Source organism: Nocardia fusca NBRC 14340 (genome assembly GCF_001618425.1).
Classification (GTDB): Bacteria; Actinomycetota; Actinomycetes; order Mycobacteriales; family Mycobacteriaceae; genus Nocardia; species Nocardia fusca.
On the sequence record NZ_BDCU01000031.1, the window covers coordinates 1 to 18981 of the forward strand.

An 18981-nucleotide genomic window follows, 5' to 3' on the forward strand; every position below is an offset into this window, starting at 1 on the left:
AGGGAAGAACCCATGCGCACTAGAGCGATACAGGCGGCGGCCGTCGCGGCCGCGGTACTGTTCGCGGTCGCCGGCTGCGGTGACCGCGAGGAGACCGGCGGCCCCGTGGCCTCCGGCGACTGCCGCGGGCAGCAGACCACGGGGCTCACCGATACCGGTATGAAGCTGGGCGGTGTGTTCCCGCTGTCCGGTCCGGCGTCCGCCTATGCCGAACTCCCCAAGGGGATGCGGGCCTACTTCGACTATGTCAACGCCGAACAGGGTGGGATCGACGGCCGCCGGGTCGAGTACCTGCTGCGCGACGACGGCTACCAGCCGCCCAAGACCGTGGAGGAGACCCGCCGCCTGGTCGAGCAGGACCAGGTGTTCGCGGTTCTGTCCACCCTCGGCACGCCCACCTCGGCGGCCGTCTGGGACTACCTGAACCAGCGCGAGGTCCCGCAGATCTTCGTGGCGGGCGGCGCCACGCAATGGGGTGTGGGCGACGCGCATCCGTGGACCATCGGCTGGCAGCCCAGCTACCGCGCGGAAGGGCAGGTGTTCGCCCGGTATGTGCGGGAGCAGAAACCGGGCGCGACCGTCGCCGTGCTCTACCAGAACGACGATTTCGGCAAGGACCTGCTGGCCAGCTTCACCGAGGCCACCGCGGGCAGTGGGGTCCGGGTGATCGCTGAACAGAGCTACGAGGTCACCGACCCCACGGTCGATCCGCAGCTGCGCAATCTCGCCGGTTCGAAAGCCGATGTGCTGCTGAATTTCGCGACCCCGAAGTTCGCTGCCCAGACCCTGGCGGCCGACGCGCGCAATCCCGAGTGGAATCCGCTGCACATCCTCACCCAGGTCTCCAGCACCATGAGCGTGCTCGCCCCGGTCGGTTTCCCTCAGGTGCAGAACGTCGTCACCTCGGTGTTCGTGAAGGACCCGGCCGATCCGCAGTGGGCCGACGATCCCGGGATGAAGCTGTACCGGGACAAGGTGGCCCGGTACCAGCCCGGCGCCGACCCCGCCGACGGTTACACCCTCGTGGGCTGGGCCATGGCCCAGAGCTTCCACAAGACATTCGACGCCGCCTCCTGCAAGACCCGCGAGGGCCTGCGCGACGCCATGCGCTCGCTCGACGATGTCGCGATCGATCTGCTGCTGCCGGGGATCACCCTGCGCACCGGCGAGGGCGACGGATTCCCTATGGAGGCCATGCGGATCCAGCGGTTCGAAGGGGACCGCTGGGTGCTCGCCGGCGAGCTCGTCGACACCGCGGGCCGGTGAACCCCGCCCACCGATACGTCCGCGGCGCGATCCGGCGCCGGCGGCCCGCCTCGATCAAGTGATGAGGACACACACCATGAAATTCCGAACCAGCGTAGCGACGGCCGCGATAGCGGTGGCCTCCCTCGGCGCGGCGGCCGCCCCGGCCTACGCCCAGCCCGCGCCCGTACCGCGGGAACTCACCTACGAGATCACCCAGGAGGGCGCCTCCGCGGTGGTGGACACGAACGGAAAGTGGCAGCCGGCGGGTGACCAGCTGATCCTGAAGGCCGTCGACGACACACCGCTGACCACGGTCCCGCTGACCTACCGCAAGGACGATCTCGCCTATCCGATCGCGGCCCGGATCGACGGCGGCACAGTCGTTCTCACTCCGCAACGCGACGGCGGCGTCCCGGTGGCGCCGGTGCACGCGCCGGTGGTCACTCCCGAGCAGGCGGGCAAGGAGATCGCCGAGCAGTTCACCCCGCGGGATCTGCAGGCGCTGGGTGTGTTCACCCAGCGCGCGACCATGAGCGCCGCCATCGCCGGAGCGATCGGCGCGGTGCTCGGCGGTAGTCTCGGCTGTGTCCTGGGCGCCGCGACCGGCGCGCTGGTGTCCAGCCCGATCGCCCTGCTGCTGGTGCCGTTCGTCGGGGCCACCATCGGCGGCTGTGTGGCGGGCGCGGCGACACTCGGCGCCGCGGGCGGCATCATCGGCGCCTTCCTCATCGGCGGCCCGGTCGCCGTATTCGCTGCCTTCCAGTACTTCTCGACCATTCTGTCGCCGTGCCCGCCGGAGCATCCGGCCTGCCGGCCCAGTACGCCGTAGGCCGGCCGCAGCCGGAACACCCGGCCGGCCCGTTCCGGAAGACGGAGCGGGCCGGCCGTCGCGGCGTATCTCATCGCCATCCCGTCGCGTACTGCAAGACCAGCGCGGACACCGCGAGCGTCACCGCGAGGACGGCGCCGAACAGCAGCGGGCGCGGTCCGGCCGCGCGCAGCCGCCGCCAGGTGAGCGAGGTGCCGATCGCGGCGAGGACCGCGGCGACGAGCCAGGAACTGAGGCCGGTGAACCGGTCGGTCCAATCGGCCGGCAGCACGCCGAGCCCGGCGACGATCGATGCCGCGACGAACAGCACGACGAACAGCGGAACGCTGCGCCACAGGGGAGCGCGCGGTGCCGCCGGCGCGGTGCGGCGGGCGGACAGGTGCAGCCCGAGACACAGCGGGACGATCATCAGGCTGCGCACCAGTTTCACGATCACCGCGAAACTCGCCGCCGCCGGGCCGAAGGCGATACCCGCGGCCAGTACCGAGGAGGTGTCGTTGACCGCGGTACCCGCCCAGAGTCCGAACGCCCGCTCCGACATACCCAGCAACCGGCCGAGCGGCGGATAGACCAGCACCGCGGCGATATTGAAGACGAAAATGGTGCCGAGTGCGTAGGCCACCCGTTCGCGGTCCGGTTTCAGGACCGCGGTGGCGGCCGCGATAGCCGACGCGCCGCAGATCGCGGACCCCGCCGCGATCAGTACCGCCGATTCACGGTGCAGTGCCAGCAGCCGGCCCACCACGACCGCGGTCACGGCCGCCACGCCCAGCGTGCCCAGTAACACCACGGCGGTTTCCCGGCCGACGGTGAGCACCGCGTCCAGGGGCAGCCCGAGGCCCATCAGGACGATCGCGACGCTCAGCAGATGCTGTCGTGCCCAGTCCAGCCCGGGGCCGAACCGGTCCGACCGTGCGACTCGACCACCCAGGGCCGCCCCGCAGGCCAGTGCCAGTACCGGAGCTCCCGCGAGCGGGACGGCAACGGCCAGTGCGGTGGCCACGGTCGCCAGCGCGGCCGCCAGGACCAGGCCCGGAAACCTGCGATACATCTCGTTCACCCCTGTGACCTTGCTGAACGTCGGCGCGCGCCGGTAGCCGCCGATTCCGGGGGACCTCATAAGAAAACCTGATGACCGGCGTTCCATAATCGATGACGTGACCCTCCCGCCGACCACGCCCGACCTCGCGGTGCTCGACCTGCTGGTCTCCGTGGCGGATACCGGCAGCCTCGGCGCCGCGGCCCGGCGGCACGGGATGACCCAGCCCGCCGCGAGTATGCGGATCAGTGCCCTCGAGCGGCGGTTGCGGTTACGGTTGCTCGACCGGGGACCCACCGGTTCCACGCTCACCGAACCCGGTCGCGCCGTGGTCGATCAGGCGCGCGCGGTGCTCGCCGCCGCCCGGACGTTCAACGAGACCGTCGCCGCACTGCATTCCGCCGATACGCCCCGGCTGCGCATCGCGGCCTCCAAAACCATTGCCGACCATCGGATGCCGCAGTGGCTCGCCGAGCTGCGCGGAGTCCGCCCGGATATCGCGGTGTCGCTGGAGGTCGACAACACGGCGCAGGTGGAGGCCATGGTGCGTGCGGGGGCGGCCGATCTCGGATTCGTCGAGGGTCCGCATCCGCCGCCCGGTCTCGGCGGCCGGGTGCTCGGCGCGGACGAGCTACTGGTGGTGGTGGGACCCACGCATCCGTGGGCCGCCCGTACCCATCCGGTGAGCCTGCGCGAGCTGGCGGCGACCCCGCTGCTGTGGCGCGAATCCGGGTCCGGGACCCGGGAAACGGTCCAGGAGATCCTGGGTGGGTACGGTCCGCCGGCGCCACCGGCTGCCGAACTCGGTTCGGCGGTCGCCATCGTCGCCGCCGCCCGGAGCGGGATGGCGCCGGCGGTGCTCAGCACTCTGGTCGCCGCGCCGGAGCTGGCCGCCGGGGCGCTGCATCAGGTCGCGCTGGCCGATTCGGTAGTGTTGACCAGGCAGTTCCGTGCCATCTGGCGGCGCGGCCACCCGCCGGCGGATGCGGCGGAAATCCTTGTGCGGTGCGCGACCGCACGGTGAACCGATCCAGATCCGGGACATGGATGGCATGCTGTCCCGTATGGCCGCTATTCGCCTCGATATCTCCGACTCCGTCGCCACCATCACCCTCGACCGCCCGGACAAACTCAATGCCTTCACCACCGCGATGGGTTACGAGCTGATCGAGGCGTTCGATACCTGCGACCGCGACGACGCGGTGCGTGCCGTGGTACTCACCGGCGCCGGACGCGCCTTCTGCGCCGGCGCGGATCTGTCCGCCGGCGCGGAGACCTTCGTCGCCCCCGCGGACGCGGCGACCGAGGACTTCCGCGACGGCGGTGGGGAACTGGTGCTGCGGATGTTCGATTCCCGTAAACCCGTCATCGCCGCGATCAACGGGCCCGCCGTCGGGGTGGGCATCACCATGACGCTGGCCGCCGATTTCCGGCTGGCGGCCGACAACGCCCGGATCGGTTTCGTGTTCAACCGGCGCGGTATCGTCCCGGAATCCTGTTCCAGCTGGTTCCTGCCACGCCTGGTCTCCATGCAGAAGGCGCTGGACTGGGTGTACTCGGGCCGGATCGTCGATGCGGCCGAGGCGCACCAGGCCGGACTGTTCTACGGGCTGTATCCGGCGGAGAGCCTGCTGGAACAGGCCTATGAGCTGGCCCGCCGGATCACCGAGCATTCCGCTCCGGTCTCGGTCGCGCTGTCGCGGCAGATGCTGTGGCGCGGGCTGGGCGCCGATCATCCGATGATCGCGCACCGGGTCGAGTCGCGCGGTATCCACCGCCGGGGTGCCAGTGCCGATGCGAAGGAAGGTGTGTCGTCGTTCCTGGAGAAGCGGCCCGCGCGGTATCCCGACAGTGTGGCGCGCGATCTACCGGACATCTTCGGCGACGATCTGCCGGTACCTCCGTTCCGCCGCTGACCCGGAATGCCCGCTGGGAGCGTACTTTCGGTGACAGATACCTGGGCAAAGGTGAGTTCGCAAAAGTGCGCGCGGGGGTCGGCGCGGGTCTAGGATCTGTGGCACAACGAGTTTCGGAGGTGCTGCATGCCGGACGAAGTCCTGGCGCCCAACATCGAGCTGTTCTCCCGCAACGGTTTCGCCGGTCCGAACACGACCATCGTGCGCGCCCAGTACCGGCCACGTTTCCTGCACGCCCGTGGCGAATACGTGCCGCGACGCTTCCACACCTGGGACCTACCCGCCGGTGTGTTCGCCGAGCCGAAAGCCCTACCGGTCCCGATTCTCGAGGGTGAGGGCATCGGCTTCGAGCTGAATCGGCGCTCGGCCGCGATGTCCTTCGGCTATGTCAATGTCCGATCCGACGAACTGCACTACATCGTATCCGGGCGCGGCGAACTCGACACCGAGGTGGGCACGCTCGACGTACGGGCCGGGGATATAGTCCTGATTCCGCGCGCGGTCACCTACCGGTGGGGTGAGATCGCCGAGGAGATCAACGAGTTCATCGTGGTCACCGCCTCCGAACTCCACCTCGACCCCGAAGGCGCGCCCGGCACCTTCAATCCCGATCTGCACCTGGACCGGCCCACCCCGCACGGCCGCCCCGGGCTACCGGTGGAAGACGAATACGAGGTGGTCGTCCGCACCGGCGCTACCTTCACCTCGTATTTCTACGATGTCGATCCCATTCCGTGTCTCGATGTACTCGGCGCCCCGCTCGTCGTTCGTTTCAACCTCGAACATGTGCAGGGCCTCGCCGTCGCGGAGGGTGGTCTCGCCCCGGCCCGGCTCATGAGCAGCACCTCGGGCAACGATTTCGTCTTCGGCACCGGGAGCCGCCGCAGTACCCGCCCGCCCGTCCATCACAACGCCGATTTCGACGAGGTCATCTGCTACGCCATGGGGCCGTCGCCGTGGGGTTCGGTCGATACGCCGGGGACCGTCACCTGGACGCCCAAGGGTCTGCTGCACCAGGGGCCCGAAGAGGATGTGCAGCCGGGATACCGCGCGTTCCTCATCGAGACCAGGTCGGACTTGACCATGACCCCGGCCGGCCGCGATATCGCGCATCTGATGGAAACCGATCAGTACGGTGTCCATCCGGCCGAGGGGCAGACGGCCGCGGCCGCCCGCTGACCACGGGGTGCCGGCCGGTTCGATGAAGGGACGGCCCGGAACGCTAGGTCAGCTGATCGAGCCAGCGCACCAGGGTCTCGGTGCCGTCCCGGAATCCGGCGGACCGGGGCCGGTTGAGGAAACCGTGCCGGGTGCCGGGCACGATCACGTGCTCGTTTTCGATCCCGGCCTCGGTGAGTTCCCCGGCGAAGGTCGTACTCGACGCGCTCAACGAGTCGTAGGCGGCGTCGAGCAGCAGTACCGGCGGCAGCCCCGTCAATTTGCCCCCGCCCGGGAAGACGTCCGGATCGCGCAGCAGTTCTTCCGAGCCCACATAGTTGAGATTCATCCGCCGGATGACCTCCCGGGTGAACGTGCCGATCCGGCGCCGTCCGCGCAGCCGGGCGCGCACCGGTTCCGGGAGCCGGGGGAGTTCGGCGTGCAGGGTGGCATAGGCCAGGATCAGCCCGGCCGGCCCCGGCCCACTCGAATCGCGGAGCCGCAGCGCGGCGGATGCGGCGAGGCAGGCGCCCGCGCTGGCACCCCCGAGCACGGTCCGGGGTTCGTCGGTCATCAGGTCCGCGACCGCGGTGAGTACATCGTCGAGCGGCGCCGGATACCGGTTGCCCGACGGCCGGTACTTCGGTGGCCCCCACACCCGGAACCGGGGGATCAGCGCGTAATCGACGGTACGTACCCGGCGCCCGGACGCGGCGACCCGCAGGGCCACCGCATGTGATTCCAGCTGATCGAGCCCGCCCGAGACGAATGCCCCACCGTGGATCCACAGCAGCGGTGGGGCCGCCGGGTCCGGGGCGGCGGGAAAATACTCGCGGATCGGTATCCGGCCCCGGAGTCCGGAAAGGTGCCTGTCACGGATCTGCGTGTCGCCCATCCACAATCCTCGATCCGGAATCCTGCCCCGCCCGGACGGCGTCCGCGGGGGTCCACGTATCGCGTGCACCGCCGGCTCGCCGCCGGACGGTCCCGGCGATGGTATCGCCGGGCGCCCGCGGCCCGGCACCGGCCCGGTATCGTGACGCGTCGCGACTGGTCGGCGCCGTCCGCTCGCTGCCGCTCGGGCGAGGTCCGGCACTCCCCGGAGGTGGCGGTCGTGGCCGCGGTCATCCGGCGCCGAACTCGGGGTATCGCGGATTTTCGGTACCGGGGCCGGGCGGCCGCGGGCGTCTCACCTCGGAATACGCCGTAGACACCGGACATACCGGTCACGCGTGGCTGGTTTCGGGTGCCCCAACTCACAGCCGGGTGCGGAAACCTCGCCGACGGTTGCCTGTTGCACGAGAGCGTGACTTCCACCGCTACCACGACGGCGAGCACAGCTGCCGCTGCCCCTCCCCGCACCGGCTGGCATGTACCGGCGATGCTGGCCCTCGCGCTCGGCGGCTTCGGTATCGGCACCACCGAATTCGTCACGATGGGGCTGCTCCCCGATATCGCCGGTGCTTTCTCGGTTTCCGAGCCGACCGCCGGGCACGCGGTCTCCGCCTATGCGCTCGGGGTGGTGGTCGGTGCGCCGGTGATCGCGGCCGCCTGCGCGAAGGTGGCACGTAAACGACTGCTGGTGGTCCTCATGGCGGCCTTCGCGATCGGCAATCTCGCCTCCGCGCTCGCGCCGAACTTCACCACCATGGTCGCCGCCCGGTTCGTCTCCGGGCTCCCGCACGGCGCCTATTTCGGTGTCGCCTCGCTGGCGGCCGCGACCCTCGCCCCGGCCGGGCAGCGCGCCAAGGCCGTGGCGGCGGTGATGCTCGGATTGAGTACCGCGAATGTGGTCGGGGTCCCGGCGGCGACCTGGCTGGGGCAGCATCTCGGGTGGCGCAGTGCCTTCGTGGTGGTCGCGATGATCGGGGTGGCCACGGTGGTCGCGCTGCTGCGCTTCGTCCCGCCCCTGACGGCGATCGTGATCACCAATCCGCTCACCGAACTCGGCGCGTTACGGCGGCCACAGGTTCTGCTCACCCTGGCGGTGGGCGCCATCGGCTTCGGCGGCATGTTCGCCGTCTACACCTATGTGAGCACCACCCTCACCGATGTCGCGGGTATGGGAGCGGGCCTGGTGCCGCTGGTGCTCGCGCTCTTCGGCGTCGGCATGGTGCTGGGCAATATCGGTGGCGGTGTGCTCGCCGATCGTGGGGTGGACCGGTCGATCTTCGTGGCCATGGGCGCCATGATGGTCGTGCTGCTCGGCTTCGTCGCCGCGGCCCACAACCCGATCACCGCCGGAATCGGTGCTCTGCTGGTGGGCGCCACGGGCGCCGCGCTGGCGCCCGGATTGCAGACCCGGCTGATGGATGTGGCCGCCGACGCACAGACCCTGGCCGCAGCGCTCAACCACGCGGCCCTGAACATCGCCAACGCCGCCGGCGCCTGGCTGGGCGGTCTGGTGATCGCGGCCGGTTACGGCTATACGGCGCCGGCCCTGGTCGGTGCGGGCCTGGCAGCCTTCGGTGTCGCCCTGTTCACCGTGACCGTATGGGCCGCCCGCCGCTCCTGATCCCGGCCGCGCTCAGGGCGCGATCCGCAGCATCCGTCCGACTGTGGCCTGCCAGTACGACCGATCGGGGCCGATCGTTCCGGTGAGCTGCAGGGGTTCGTCCAGCGGCGCGATACCCACAGGCCGGTGCGCACGCAGCTCGCCCGTGCCGAAATCCACCGCCGTGTAGTACACCGGACCCACCTGCTGGATCCCGCCGCCGGGTGGGAGCGGTCCGTAGGAGAGTCCGTAGATCAGGCCGTCCGCGCGTGAGAGGCGGGGCAGCGAGGCCATCCGGTCGCCGGTCTCCCAGATGCGGCGGCACCCGGTCTCCGAGACATCGATGCGGGTCATACCGCCGGTGAACACCGCATGTGGTGGGTGGCTGGGGCCCGATGTCGCAGCCGGCGGATAGCCGAACCCGTAGGTGCTGGGGATCACCAGGGAATTTCCCCAGGCCATCGGTGAATTCTCGGTGCCCTGCCCGGAGGTCCCGAAGGCCGGGGTCCGGCACACCTGCGTTCCGTCGTCGGCGCGGTAGACGAGCAGATCGGGGCGTTCGGCATCATCGACGATTGCCACCCATTCGTCACCGTCGGGGCCGAAATAGGTCGGCGTGGTACCGGATCCGGGCCCGAGTTGGCCGGGTTTGCGGACCGTGCCCGCCGCGTAGGGCTGTCGCCAGACCACCTCGGGCACACCGGAGGCCCCGGCCCGCATCTCGTAGAGCGCGCGGGTGGTGAGGACCGAGGTACCGTCCCGGCGCACGCTCAGCCCGTTGGTGAGTTTCTCGCCCTCGGGCACAGCCGGGTCGCCGCCGCGCGGCCGGTGCGGTCGACGGTGCCGATCACCCCGCCGGTGGTGGCGAACCAGACGCGGCCCGCGTAGTCGGGCGCCACACCGGTGATCGCGTCGCCGGCCGGAATGCTGCCCGCGATGTCGATCCGCTCGTCGACGAACAACTCCCAGCGGCCACCGGCAGCGCGCCGGTGCCCGACCTCGACGATCGCGCCCGACCCGTCGGCGACGACCACGCGGTCGCGGCTGTCGAGATAGCCGTACACCCCGCCCAGCAGACCGCCTTTTGTCAGCTGCAGTGAGGCGACCGGGGTCGCGGAGACCGGGTCGAAGAGTTTCACCGTCGGCACGGCGACGTCCGGTGGGGTGAGTCCGGCGTAGCCCGTGCACAGCGCCACCGCCATACCGTCGGACGCGACGAAGGTCGCGCTGCACGCCCCACCCGGCACCGAGGAGGCGGCGAGCCGGCCGTCCGGCCCGGGACCGGGGTGCCCGGTGCTGTCGGTGGACGCGAGATCGCCATGGATCAGTGAGGTTCCGGCCGGGCCGAGGTCGGGAATCACCGGGTCCGCGGCCCCGGCTCCGGCGCTACCGGCCACCATCAGCACGGACACCACCACCGGCAACACCGGGCGCACGATTGCGCTGTAGCACCGCATCGACCACATCCCTCCGTCTCGCCGCACGCACCCGGATCCGTTCCGCCGAGCGGTTATCCGGGAACGTGACGGCGGGCTTCGCACTGCGGGCAGCATACGGGGAGGCGCGGACGGTCGAGCGTCTCGGGACGACCCACTCCCGCACGGTCCGCACCTACTCCGCGCGGGGGCGAACGAGGGGCAACTTTTCGGGTATCCGGCCGGAGTAGCGGCAGTTTCGACCGTACCGGTGGAGGAGGAGAGAGTGGATCCTGCGGTATTGCTCGTGGCGGGTTGGGCGGCCGGGGTGTTCGGCGCCACCCGGCTCGGCCGGGAGCCGCGCCGGTTGTCCACGGGATTCTTCCTGCTCGCGGCGGTCGCGCTGGTCCTCGCCGGGGCGGGAGCCGCGGCCGCGCGGCTGGCCGACCCGTCCGGCCCGGAATCGGTTTCGGTGCTCCTGGGCGCACTGTCCTCGCTGGGTGTGATCGTGGTGGGCCTCGGGCTGCTCACGAACGGCATCGCCGTCGCCCGGCGCGAAGGGGTGCGGCCGATCACCATGACCCCGGTGGTAGTGGGTCTCGGTCTCCTCGTGCTGCCCCTCGCCGCGTTGCTCGCCCTCCGGCGCGGACCCGCTGTACCGCACTGGCTGATGCTCATCGCCGCCACGGCCACCCTGGTGGGCATCTACCTGCTGGCGCATCTGCTCGCTTTCGCCGGGCACGCCGTGCTCTACGGCAAACTCCCGGACGAGACGGGCGCGGACGCCGTGGTGGTCCTGGGCTGTGGCCTGAACCGGAACCGGGTCACCCCGCTGCTCGCGGCCCGCCTGAACCGCGCGATCCAGGTCTATCGCGCCGAAACAGCGGCCGGGCGCACGCCGGTCCTCGTCACCTCCGGAGGAAAGGGCAGCGACGAGGCCCTCAGTGAGGCCGATGCGATGGCCGCCTACCTCGTCGCCGCCGGTGTCGCCGAGACGTCGATTCTCCGGGAACGCCGCTCTCGCAATACCGAGGAGAATCTGCGCAACACCGTGGACCTGCTCCACCGTTACGGGCTCGACACCGCCGAAGCCCGGGTCACGGTCGTCACCAGTAACTTCCATGTGCTGCGCGCTGCGGCGCTGACCCGTCGGCTCGGTATCCGGGCCCAGGTCGTCGGCGCCCGCACCGCGCGGTACTTCATCCCCGCCGCGTTCCTGCGCGAGTTCGCGGCCGTCCTGACCACCCACTATCGCCGCACCCACCTGGCGGCGGCCGCCGCCACGGTGATCGCCCTCGCCGCTGCCGGGGTCGACGCCTACTTCTCCGTGTGAGTTCCCGGCCTTCCGGCTGCCGGCCGAGGAGCAGGGCACACCCGGGCAGGGCACCCGGTCAGGTGCGGGAGCGCTGGACCTCGTCCGGTCCGAGCGCGGTTTCGTGAACGGTCAGCCAGCGGTAGCGGTTCTCGTCCGGGTCGGCGCGCAGTACCGCCGTCGTCCGCCGATACTCACTGGTGTCGCCGTCGCGATGCTCTTCCACGAAGCGCACCACGGTGAGATCGGCCGAGGCGCAAACTATTTCGACATCCGACACCTCGATGACCAGACCCGGGCGACTGTTGCGGGCCCGGTGCAGGCCCGCGAGCAGTTCGGTTTTCCGCACCACCGCGCCCGCGACCGTCACCATCGAGAATTCGTCGTGCTGAGCGGCGGCGAATCCGTCCAGCACCTGGGGAGACGCGGTGGTGCCGAGCCAGGTGGCCAGCAGGGAGTGGACCCGTTCGACCTCCGACCGCGCATCCAACGGTTCGGCGGTATCGGGTAGCCCACTCGTTTCGGTCATAACCGGCACAGTACCGGCCGGGGGCGTACTCGACCCGGCACGCGCGCCCGGTCTCATCGGTACCGGGCCGGGGAGTCGGCGAACCCGTCCACCCCGGTGAGTTCGACCGACAGCGTCCACAGCCGGGCCGCGGCGTCCCGGTCGGTGGCCCACGGCTTGACGCCGCCGACGAGCATATCGTCGTCGAGGGCCGCTTCGGCGATATCGCAGTCCTGGCAGTACGCGCCGCCGTAGCCGTGTAACAGCGGTGAGGTGGCGGCCCACACCGCGGTGGCCGCTCCCTGCGCCGGGGTCTTGAAACCCGGGGCGATACGGCCGTCGTCGGTGAGCCAGCCCTGGGCGAGCTGTTCGGACCGGGGAATACGCCGCTGCAGCGGCGTGAGAATACTGCCCGGGTGTACCGCGAAGGCATGCAGTCCATCGCTTGCGCCGAGTTCGTCGAGGTGTACAGCGAACAGTGCGTTGGCGGTTTTGGACTGACCGTAGGCGGCCCAGTGATCGTAGTCGTGCCGGAAATGCGGGTCGTCCCAGCGGATGCCGGAGAGGAAGTGCCCGGAGGACGATACCGAGACCACCCGCGCGCCGGTCCGGGCGAACGCGGGCCGCAGCGCGGTGATCAGCGCGAAGTGGCCGAGATGGTTGATGGCGAAATGTGCCTCCCACCCGGGCCCGATGTGCCGGACCGGATAGGCCATCACGCCCGCGTTACCGATCACGATATCGAGTACCGGACCATTCTCCCGGAACTGCTCGGCGAAACTCCGTATGCTGTGCGGGTCGGCCAGATCCAGTGGCAGCACCTGCGTGCGCGGGACGTCCCGGAGAGCCGCGGTGGCCACCGCGGGTCGGCGCGCGGGCACGATGACATGTGCTCCCGCCCGGGCGAGTGCGGCGGTGGCTGCCAGTCCGAGACCCGAGTATCCGCCGGTGATCAAGGCGTTGCGGCCGGTGAGATCGAGGCCCGCCAGGACGTCGTCTGCGGTGCTGTGGGGGCCGAACCCGGAGTTGAGCTTGTGCTGTGTCGTGGTCATTCGACGAACGCTAGGATCTAGAGCGCGATCTAGGTCAAGCCATGAGGGTCGGTGTATGAGCGAACTGTCCATCGGAGACGTGGCGAAGGCGACCGGTCTGGGAATCCATGCATTGCGCTTCTTCGAACGGGAGCAGCTTTTCCTGCGGCCGATTCCACGTACCGCGGGTGGGCGTCGGATCTACGACACCGCCGATGTGGAATGGCTGCTGCTGTGCAAGCGGCTGCGCGACTCGGGCATGCCGATCGCGACCGTGCGGGAATTCGCCGGATTGGTCCGGTCCGGGCCGGGAAACGAAGCGCAGCGGTTGGCGCTGTTGGAGGAGCACCAGCAGTCGGTCGAGGCCAAGATAGCCGAGCTCGGCGCGAGCCTCCGTATCATTCGCGACAAGGTCGGCACCTATCGGGAACATATGGCGGAAGGGACCGCGGCAGGCCTCTGGTCTCCTACGCCACGGGCGTAGGGCCACCGGCCCGGGCCGAGCCCTCGGTGCCGCACCGCGCACCCGACCGGCCGCTGCCGTGGTGAGCCCGCGGTCCTGCGCCGCGGGCGCGGAGCGGCGAGCTCCCGGCCGCAAGTGGCCGGTGCCCTCCGCCCTCTACTCCGAAGATTGCGTCCCGAATGCGAGCGGGACTGGCTCAGACCGCGACCGGCCGGTCTGCCGCGGTATCGGCCGCGGCCAGGCCGAAGACGAGTGCCGGCGCGATACCGCCCGCGTACGCGTTGTCGTAGAGACCGCCGATATCGGACCCCGCCGCGTACAGACCGTCGATCGGGTCGCCCGCGGCGGAGAGCACCCGGGCGGTGGCGTCGATGCGGATCCCGTGGAACGGGAAGGTCAGCGCCGGACAGGTTTCGATGATGTAGTAGGGGCCCCGGTCCAGCGGCTGTGCGTCATAGGTGCGGGTGGGGGCCACCGCGTCCCCGGCGGCGTTCACCGCACGGATCTGTTCGGCGATGGCGGTCCCGTCGTAACCCCATTCCTCCGGCAGATAGGCGAAATCGTCGAGTGTCTCGGCGATTCCGCAACGCCCCTCGCGGCGCCGGGTGAGGTCGAATTTGTCGACCGCCACCGCGCCTTCGACATAACTGCCGAGCACCCGGTCGCGGTAGACCCGTTTGTCGGCGACGAGCAGCCCCCGGGCCTCCGGCTGTTCGAGCAGCCGCATGGCAGTCAGGTGGTCGCCCCGGGTTTCGTCGGTGAAACGCCGGTTGTCCAGGTTGAACAACAGGGCGTGTTCGCTGTAGTACAGCGACAGCGCCACGAAATCGGCGGGTTCGCGGAACGGAACCTGCGCCGGCACCAGGTGCCCGTAGAAACCGGAGTTCGGGGTACCGGTGGCGGCACCGACTCCGGTGGCGAGCCGCAGTCCGTCTCCGGTGCTCGCCGGATTGGAGCGCAACTGCATGGCCGGTGCCTGCGGATGGATGTTCTCGGCGACCAGTTCGGCATCGGCCTGGAATCCGCCGGTGGCGAGTACGACCGCGGCGCAGCGGATCTCGAGTTCGGTGCCGTCCGGCCGGCGTAGCTGTGCGCCGGTCACGGCATCACGTTCGGTCAGCAGCCGGACGGTCTCGGTGCCGGTGAACAATTGCGCGGCGGCGGTGATCCGGCGCCGGCATTCGTCGATGTACTGGTTGGTGTCGAATTGATGCCCGATCCCGTACCGGAGCACGGGGACCGGTTCTCCGCACTGCACCCCGAGCGCGCGGATCCACGCGAGGGCCTCGGCGAACCCGTCGACCACCGCGTGGCGCAGCGCCGGATCGCCGTCCGGGTTCACCTCGTCCATCACCGCGCGGGTGGGCGCGGTCCAGGCGTAGCCGGCGTACCGTGCCGACCCGCCGACCGCATCGGCCTTCTCCACCACCACGACCGAGCGTCCCCGGTCGAGGGAGCGGGCGGCGGCGGTGAGGCCGGCCATTCCCGCGCCGATCACCAGTACATCCGTGTCGATTGTCCGCATACGTGCTTCCTTGTCGCTCGTTTCGCGGGTGGGCGCCCGCCGTGGATCCGGGGCCGGCCGGCTCATATCGTGAACCTGCCGCCGTTGCTGAGCAGCACCGCGCCGATGACATTGGCGGCGCCGGGGGAGGCGAGATACAGGATGTTGTCGGCCAGTTCCGCGGCGGTCGCGTAACCGCGTGGGGTGCCGTCGGCCATGGCCGCACGCAGATGCGCCGGGGTCCGGGCCGCCATTCCGGTATCCACCGGGCCCGGTGCCACGGTGTTCACCCGGATCCCGAAATGTGCGGCCTCCTTGGCCACCGACTGGCTCAGTGCGTGCACGCCCGCCTTCGAGGCCGCGTAGTGCGGGTACCCGGTGAGCGTGTCGAAGGCCGCGGACGATCCCACGGTGACGATCGCACCGCCGCCGGTCTCCTTCATCGCGCGGACGGCCGCACGCAGCACATAGAAGGTGCCGTCCAGGTTCACCGAGAGGATCCGCCGCCACTGCTCGTCGCCGAGATGGGTGAGGACATCGGCGGGGCGGTGTTGTTCGGCCGCCTCGTGGATCCGCTGTTTGCTGTGTGGATCGTCGACACCCGCCGCGTGGACCACCACATCGACGCGGCCGTGGTCGCCCAGCGCGCTGGCGAAGGCACTGTCCACCTGGGCCGAGTCGGCCACGTCCAGTTCGATCGCGGTCGCGCCGGGGATATCGGCCGCGATACGGCCCGCCGCCTGCCGGTCGATATCGCACAGGTAGACCGCTCGCGCCCCGCGCCGGGCGAGCAGGCGGGCGGTGGCGGCGCCGATGCCCGAACCCGCTCCGGTCACCAGCGCCACCTTGTCGCCGAACTGTGCCGTCATGTTCTTCTCCTCGTCCGCCGCCGTGTGCGCATCCTCGGTCATTGGAAGATGCCCTCCCATTCGTTGCGATAGCGTTCGGCGCCTTCGCCGATGGTGACCTCGAGGTTCTGGTCGGGGACGTCCTGCGCGACCGCCAGGGCCCCGTCGATATCGGGCAGTACGGCGCCGTAGCCGGGTGAGGTCGCCTGCTGGCCCGGCCGGCTCACCATGAAATCGGCGAGCACCTGGGCGGCGTTGGGGTGCGGCGCCGAGCCGAGCGCCAGCCCGTACCACCGGGCGCCCCACACGTGCGGGCCCTCGGTCCAGGCGACCGGCGCCCCCGCGGCCCGTTCGGGCAGCATCGGATTGCACATGAGCGCGGCCACGATCTCCCCGGAGGCCAGTGCCTGTCCCAGCGGCTGGCTGCTCGGGTAGATCCGCGGACTGTTCTGCGCGAGCTGCCGCAGGAAATCCCGTCCGCCGTAGTTCTCCTCGATGTGGTCGTAGTAGTCGATGTAGGTCGGTGAGGTGGCCGGGGTGACGATGCCGACCTTGCCTTTCAGGGCGGGGTCCAGCAGATCCCGCGCGGTGCGGATGCCCTCGGGGTAGGCGGCGGTGTTCCAGCCGAAACCCAGGATCACCGCGCCCTCGAGGAAGAACTTCCCATCGACGATGCTGTCCGCCCGGCGGTATTCGGGCGCGTCGAACGCGGGCCCGACCACCTCGACAGCGGCATCGGTGCCCTCGGCCTGCTGCATCCAGGACACATCGGTGATGACCGCGATATCGCCGGCGCCCTTTCCGGTCCGTGATTCCGCGTCGATCCGGGAGAGCAGGTCGGCATCGACGCCCCGGACCACGGTGAGATCGATCTGCGGATAAGCGGTTTCGAACGCCTTCTCCAGGTCTGCGAGCACCGGCTGGGCCTGGGTGGAGTAGATCGTGACCGTGCCTTCGGCGTTCGCCGCGGCGACCACCTCGTCCCAGGTGCCGGCGACGGGCCGGGAGACCTGGCCGGTCCCGCCGCAGCCCGCCAGGGCCAAGGAGAGAGAGCCGACTATCGCGGCCGTTCTCAGCACGTGCGTTCGCAGGGTTTTCCGCATGGGTACCTCATCATTTCTATCCGTATGTCAAGGGGTGTCGACATCGGGGGACTGTGGTCCGGGCGTCCGCTCTCCGGAAATAAGTGGGTCGGATTCGGCTCCGGCGCCGATCACCCGGCCCGGACGCGGGAGTGGCTGCCGCTGCCGAGGACGGCTGCCGCGGCGGCACGGCCCTCGGCGATCGCATGGGAGACCCGCCGGGGCACCACCGCGTCGCCGATGATCTGGACCCGGGTGTGCGCCGACTCCTGCGTGAACGACTGCCAGTCGGTGGCCTGTCGTTCGCCCGCGACCACCACCCGGTCGCAGGTCAGTTCGGTCGTGCGGCCGGAGAGGAGATTCCGGTAGGTCACCACGGTCTGCGACTCCTGGCGCGTCACCTCCGGCATCGCGGCCTCGACGACGAACTCCACCGGGCGGCCCGCCAGGCGGCGCCGCAGCTGGACCCGGCTCTCCGCCGGGATGCTCGCGGCGACGGCCGGTCCGGGCACGAGTACGGTGACCTGGCTCGCGCCGCCCGCGAGGGCGGCCTCCACCACGCCGAGGGCCGGCCAGTAGCCGAAACCGTCGTCGACGACGACCACCCGGTCACCCGGCCATATCTGCCAGGGGTCGATCAGGGTCGCGGTGGTCGTCGCGGTGCCGGGGGTCGCGGTTTCGGTGGCGCCGGTCGCCACGATCACCTCGTCGTATCCGGTGAGATCCGCCGGTCGCGCGCGGTATCCCAGTTCCAGCGCGGCACCGCCGAGATTGTCCTGGTAGTAGCGCAGCAGCGCCGACCAGCCGGTCCGGTTCGGGGCCTGCGCCGCGGTGCGCAGCTGCCCACCGATCCAGCGGCTCGCTTCGAAGACGGTGACGGTGTGGGCCGGTGCCAGCCGGAAGGCGGCTTCCAGCCCTGCGGGCCCGGCGCCGACGATCGCGACCCGGGCCGCCCGGTCCGGTGCCGGACCGAACCGCAACGGCCGGGCCGGGCGGGCCGACCGGCCGGGCGGCGCGAGGTCCGGGTTCACCGAGCAGAGCAGGACCGGGGTGAACGATCGGCAGTCCTCGTTGCAGGAGACACACGGCCGGATCCGGCTGTCCTCGCCGCGCAACAGCTTCCGCGCGATATCGGGGTCGGCGACGAAGGGCCGCGCCATGCCGACCAGGTCGGCGCCCGCGGCGAGCGCCGCCTCGATATCCGCCCGGGACCGGAACGCCTGGGAGACCAGCAGCGGGCGGTCGGTGGCCGCGCGTAACCGGTGCAGTTCCGGGAGCAGTGGAGGTCCGGCGGTCGCCATATCGCGGACGTAGGTGGTACGGACGCCCACCGTCACATTGATGTAGTCGAACATGCCCAGCAGCGGTAGCAGTTCGCACAGGCCGTCGGTGTCCATCCCGGCCTCTTCGGCGCCGTCGATCGAGACGCGCACGCCGAGTACGAGTTCCGGGCACGCCGCGGTGATCGCGGTGTGCAGTCGGTGCAGTATCGCGGCCCGTCCGGTGAGGGTGCCCGCGTCCGGTCGGGTGTTCGAGGCCGCGGACAGGAACTGGGCCAGCAGGTATCCGTGCGCGGCATGCAGTTCCACCGCGGCGAATCCCGCCTCCGCGGCGTGCCGGGAACTGAGCACGAAGGCATCGACGAGCGCGTCGATATCGTCGTCGAACAGTACGCGCGCCCGCACCGGTTCGCGGGGGGAGCGAACGGGCGAGGGCGCCACCGGGTGCTCCCAGATCTCCGCGCCCAGCGTTTCGCGCCCCAGGTGGACCAGTTGGCAGACCGCCACCGCGCCTTCCTCGGTGATGGCCGCGGCGCGCCGGCGCAGTCCGGGTAGCCCCGCGGGATCGGAGGCGTCGGTGATATTGCCGGTGCGGTTGCCCGAATCCGAGCCGACCACGGTGCCGCCGGCGATCACCATGGCCGCGCCGCCGGCCGCGCAGCGCCGCCAGTAGTCCTCGTCGCCGGGCTGGGCCGTACCCGCGCTGACCGCCCCGGACCCGTGCGCGGTGGCCACGAGACGGTTGCGCAGCGTCAGGGAGCCGATCCGCAGCGGGGACGACATATGAGGGGAGCTCACCATTCCTCCTTGAACTGGATTCACTTCATATTATTGCCACACAGTGATTGACACCA

The 18981-nt window shown here is 70.4% G+C and carries 16 protein-coding genes and 1 pseudogene; 8 read left to right on the plus strand and 9 right to left on the minus strand.

Annotation, left to right across the window (positions count from 1 at the left end):
• Positions 1 to 12: 12 nt before the first annotated feature.
• A complete protein-coding gene (locus tag NF4_RS20440; RefSeq protein WP_063128973.1) occupies positions 13 to 1266 on the plus strand; it encodes an ABC transporter substrate-binding protein in 1254 nt (417 codons plus the stop codon).
• 76 nt (positions 1267 to 1342) lie between these two features.
• Positions 1343 to 2077, plus strand: a complete 735-nt coding sequence (locus NF4_RS20445; protein WP_063128974.1) for a DUF8020 domain-containing protein — start codon at positions 1343 to 1345, stop codon at positions 2075 to 2077.
• A 70-nt stretch (positions 2078 to 2147) separates the two neighbouring features.
• Here the strand turns inward: NF4_RS20445 and NF4_RS20450 are convergent, their stop codons facing one another.
• Positions 2148 to 3197: a YeiH family protein gene (locus tag NF4_RS20450; RefSeq protein ID WP_084533290.1), complete on the minus strand. Its 1050-nt coding sequence runs from the start codon at positions 3195 to 3197 to the stop codon at positions 2148 to 2150.
• A gap of 37 nt (positions 3198 to 3234) precedes the next feature.
• Between NF4_RS20450 and NF4_RS20455 the strand changes: the two genes are divergently transcribed.
• The 3 genes from NF4_RS20455 to NF4_RS20465 all read left to right on the plus strand — a co-directional run bounded on the left by NF4_RS20455 (position 3235) and on the right by NF4_RS20465 (position 6211).
• Entirely contained in the window at positions 3235 to 4140 is a 906-nt protein-coding gene (locus NF4_RS20455) for a LysR family transcriptional regulator (RefSeq protein WP_063128975.1), read from the plus strand.
• Positions 4141 to 4180: 40 nt separating this feature from the next.
• Entirely contained in the window at positions 4181 to 5032 is an 852-nt protein-coding gene (locus NF4_RS20460; protein ID WP_063129190.1) for a crotonase/enoyl-CoA hydratase family protein, read from the plus strand.
• 126 nt (positions 5033 to 5158) lie between these two features.
• Complete coding sequence (locus tag NF4_RS20465) at positions 5159 to 6211, plus strand: hypothetical protein (RefSeq protein WP_063128976.1); 1053 nt, start codon at positions 5159 to 5161, stop codon at positions 6209 to 6211.
• 43 nt (positions 6212 to 6254) lie between these two features.
• Here the strand turns inward: NF4_RS20465 and NF4_RS20470 are convergent, their stop codons facing one another.
• Positions 6255 to 7085, minus strand: coding sequence for an alpha/beta hydrolase (locus tag NF4_RS20470; RefSeq protein ID WP_063128977.1), 831 nt, complete (start codon positions 7083 to 7085; stop codon positions 6255 to 6257).
• 411 nt (positions 7086 to 7496) lie between these two features.
• On the opposite strand from NF4_RS20470, the gene NF4_RS20475 reads away from it, so the two are divergent.
• Positions 7497 to 8705, plus strand: coding sequence for an MFS transporter (locus tag NF4_RS20475; protein ID WP_439956764.1), 1209 nt, complete (start codon positions 7497 to 7499; stop codon positions 8703 to 8705).
• 12 nt (positions 8706 to 8717) lie between these two features.
• On the opposite strand, the pseudogene NF4_RS20480 reads toward NF4_RS20475, so the two are convergent.
• Positions 8718 to 10084: pseudogene (locus NF4_RS20480) on the minus strand (hypothetical protein).
• 301 nt (positions 10085 to 10385) lie between these two features.
• On the opposite strand from NF4_RS20480, the gene NF4_RS20485 reads away from it, so the two are divergent.
• The gene (locus NF4_RS20485; RefSeq protein WP_063128979.1) at positions 10386 to 11432 is read left to right on the plus strand and encodes a YdcF family protein; all 1047 of its coding nucleotides are present in this window, start codon (positions 10386 to 10388) and stop codon (positions 11430 to 11432) included.
• Positions 11433 to 11490: 58 nt separating this feature from the next.
• Here the strand turns inward: NF4_RS20485 and NF4_RS20490 are convergent, their stop codons facing one another.
• Entirely contained in the window at positions 11491 to 11940 is a 450-nt protein-coding gene (locus tag NF4_RS20490) for a hypothetical protein (RefSeq protein ID WP_063128980.1), read from the minus strand.
• A gap of 53 nt (positions 11941 to 11993) precedes the next feature.
• Positions 11994 to 12971, minus strand: coding sequence for an oxidoreductase (locus NF4_RS20495; protein WP_063128981.1), 978 nt, complete (start codon positions 12969 to 12971; stop codon positions 11994 to 11996).
• 55 nt (positions 12972 to 13026) lie between these two features.
• Between NF4_RS20495 and NF4_RS20500 the strand changes: the two genes are divergently transcribed.
• Positions 13027 to 13434: a MerR family transcriptional regulator gene (locus tag NF4_RS20500; RefSeq protein WP_063128982.1), complete on the plus strand. Its 408-nt coding sequence runs from the start codon at positions 13027 to 13029 to the stop codon at positions 13432 to 13434.
• A 175-nt stretch (positions 13435 to 13609) separates the two neighbouring features.
• Here the strand turns inward: NF4_RS20500 and NF4_RS20505 are convergent, their stop codons facing one another.
• The 4 genes from NF4_RS20505 to NF4_RS20520 form a co-directional block, all read right to left on the minus strand.
• Positions 13610 to 14938, minus strand: a complete 1329-nt coding sequence (locus NF4_RS20505) for an FAD-dependent oxidoreductase (protein ID WP_063129191.1) — start codon at positions 14936 to 14938, stop codon at positions 13610 to 13612.
• 62 nt (positions 14939 to 15000) lie between these two features.
• Positions 15001 to 15828 carry an SDR family NAD(P)-dependent oxidoreductase gene (locus tag NF4_RS20510; protein ID WP_232330578.1) on the minus strand — a complete coding sequence of 276 codons (828 nt, stop codon included), beginning with the start codon at positions 15826 to 15828 and terminating at the stop codon, positions 15001 to 15003.
• On the minus strand, positions 15825 to 16868 hold the full coding sequence (locus tag NF4_RS20515) for an extracellular solute-binding protein (protein ID WP_063128983.1): 1044 nt from the start codon (positions 16866 to 16868) through the stop codon (positions 15825 to 15827). Before NF4_RS20515 ends, NF4_RS20510 begins: the two co-directional genes overlap by 4 nt.
• Positions 16869 to 16978: 110 nt before the next feature.
• Complete coding sequence (locus tag NF4_RS20520; RefSeq protein WP_063129193.1) at positions 16979 to 18925, minus strand: oxidoreductase; 1947 nt, start codon at positions 18923 to 18925, stop codon at positions 16979 to 16981.
• Positions 18926 to 18981 lie beyond the last annotated feature (56 nt).

Excerpts from the sequence above, each read along its gene's own strand:
- NF4_RS20510 (WP_232330578.1), bottom strand. The coding sequence starts at position 15,828 with ATGACCGAGGATGCGCACACGGCGGCGGACGAGGAGAAGAACATGACG.
- NF4_RS20500 (WP_063128982.1), top strand. The coding sequence starts at position 13,027 with ATGAGCGAACTGTCCATCGGAGACGTGGCGAAGGCGACCGGTCTGGGA.
- NF4_RS20505 (WP_063129191.1), bottom strand. The coding sequence starts at position 14,938 with ATGCGGACAATCGACACGGATGTACTGGTGATCGGCGCGGGAATGGCC.
- NF4_RS20440 (WP_063128973.1), top strand. The coding sequence starts at position 13 with ATGCGCACTAGAGCGATACAGGCGGCGGCCGTCGCGGCCGCGGTACTG.
- NF4_RS20470 (WP_063128977.1), bottom strand. The coding sequence starts at position 7,085 with ATGGGCGACACGCAGATCCGTGACAGGCACCTTTCCGGACTCCGGGGC.
- NF4_RS20515 (WP_063128983.1), bottom strand. The coding sequence starts at position 16,868 with ATGCGGAAAACCCTGCGAACGCACGTGCTGAGAACGGCCGCGATAGTC.
- NF4_RS20445 (WP_063128974.1), top strand. The coding sequence starts at position 1,343 with ATGAAATTCCGAACCAGCGTAGCGACGGCCGCGATAGCGGTGGCCTCC.
- NF4_RS20450 (WP_084533290.1), bottom strand. The coding sequence starts at position 3,197 with ATGAGGTCCCCCGGAATCGGCGGCTACCGGCGCGCGCCGACGTTCAGC.
- NF4_RS20495 (WP_063128981.1), bottom strand. The coding sequence starts at position 12,971 with ATGACCACGACACAGCACAAGCTCAACTCCGGGTTCGGCCCCCACAGC.
- NF4_RS20465 (WP_063128976.1), top strand. The coding sequence starts at position 5,159 with ATGCCGGACGAAGTCCTGGCGCCCAACATCGAGCTGTTCTCCCGCAAC.
- NF4_RS20490 (WP_063128980.1), bottom strand. The coding sequence starts at position 11,940 with ATGACCGAAACGAGTGGGCTACCCGATACCGCCGAACCGTTGGATGCG.
- NF4_RS20460 (WP_063129190.1), top strand. The coding sequence starts at position 4,181 with ATGGCCGCTATTCGCCTCGATATCTCCGACTCCGTCGCCACCATCACC.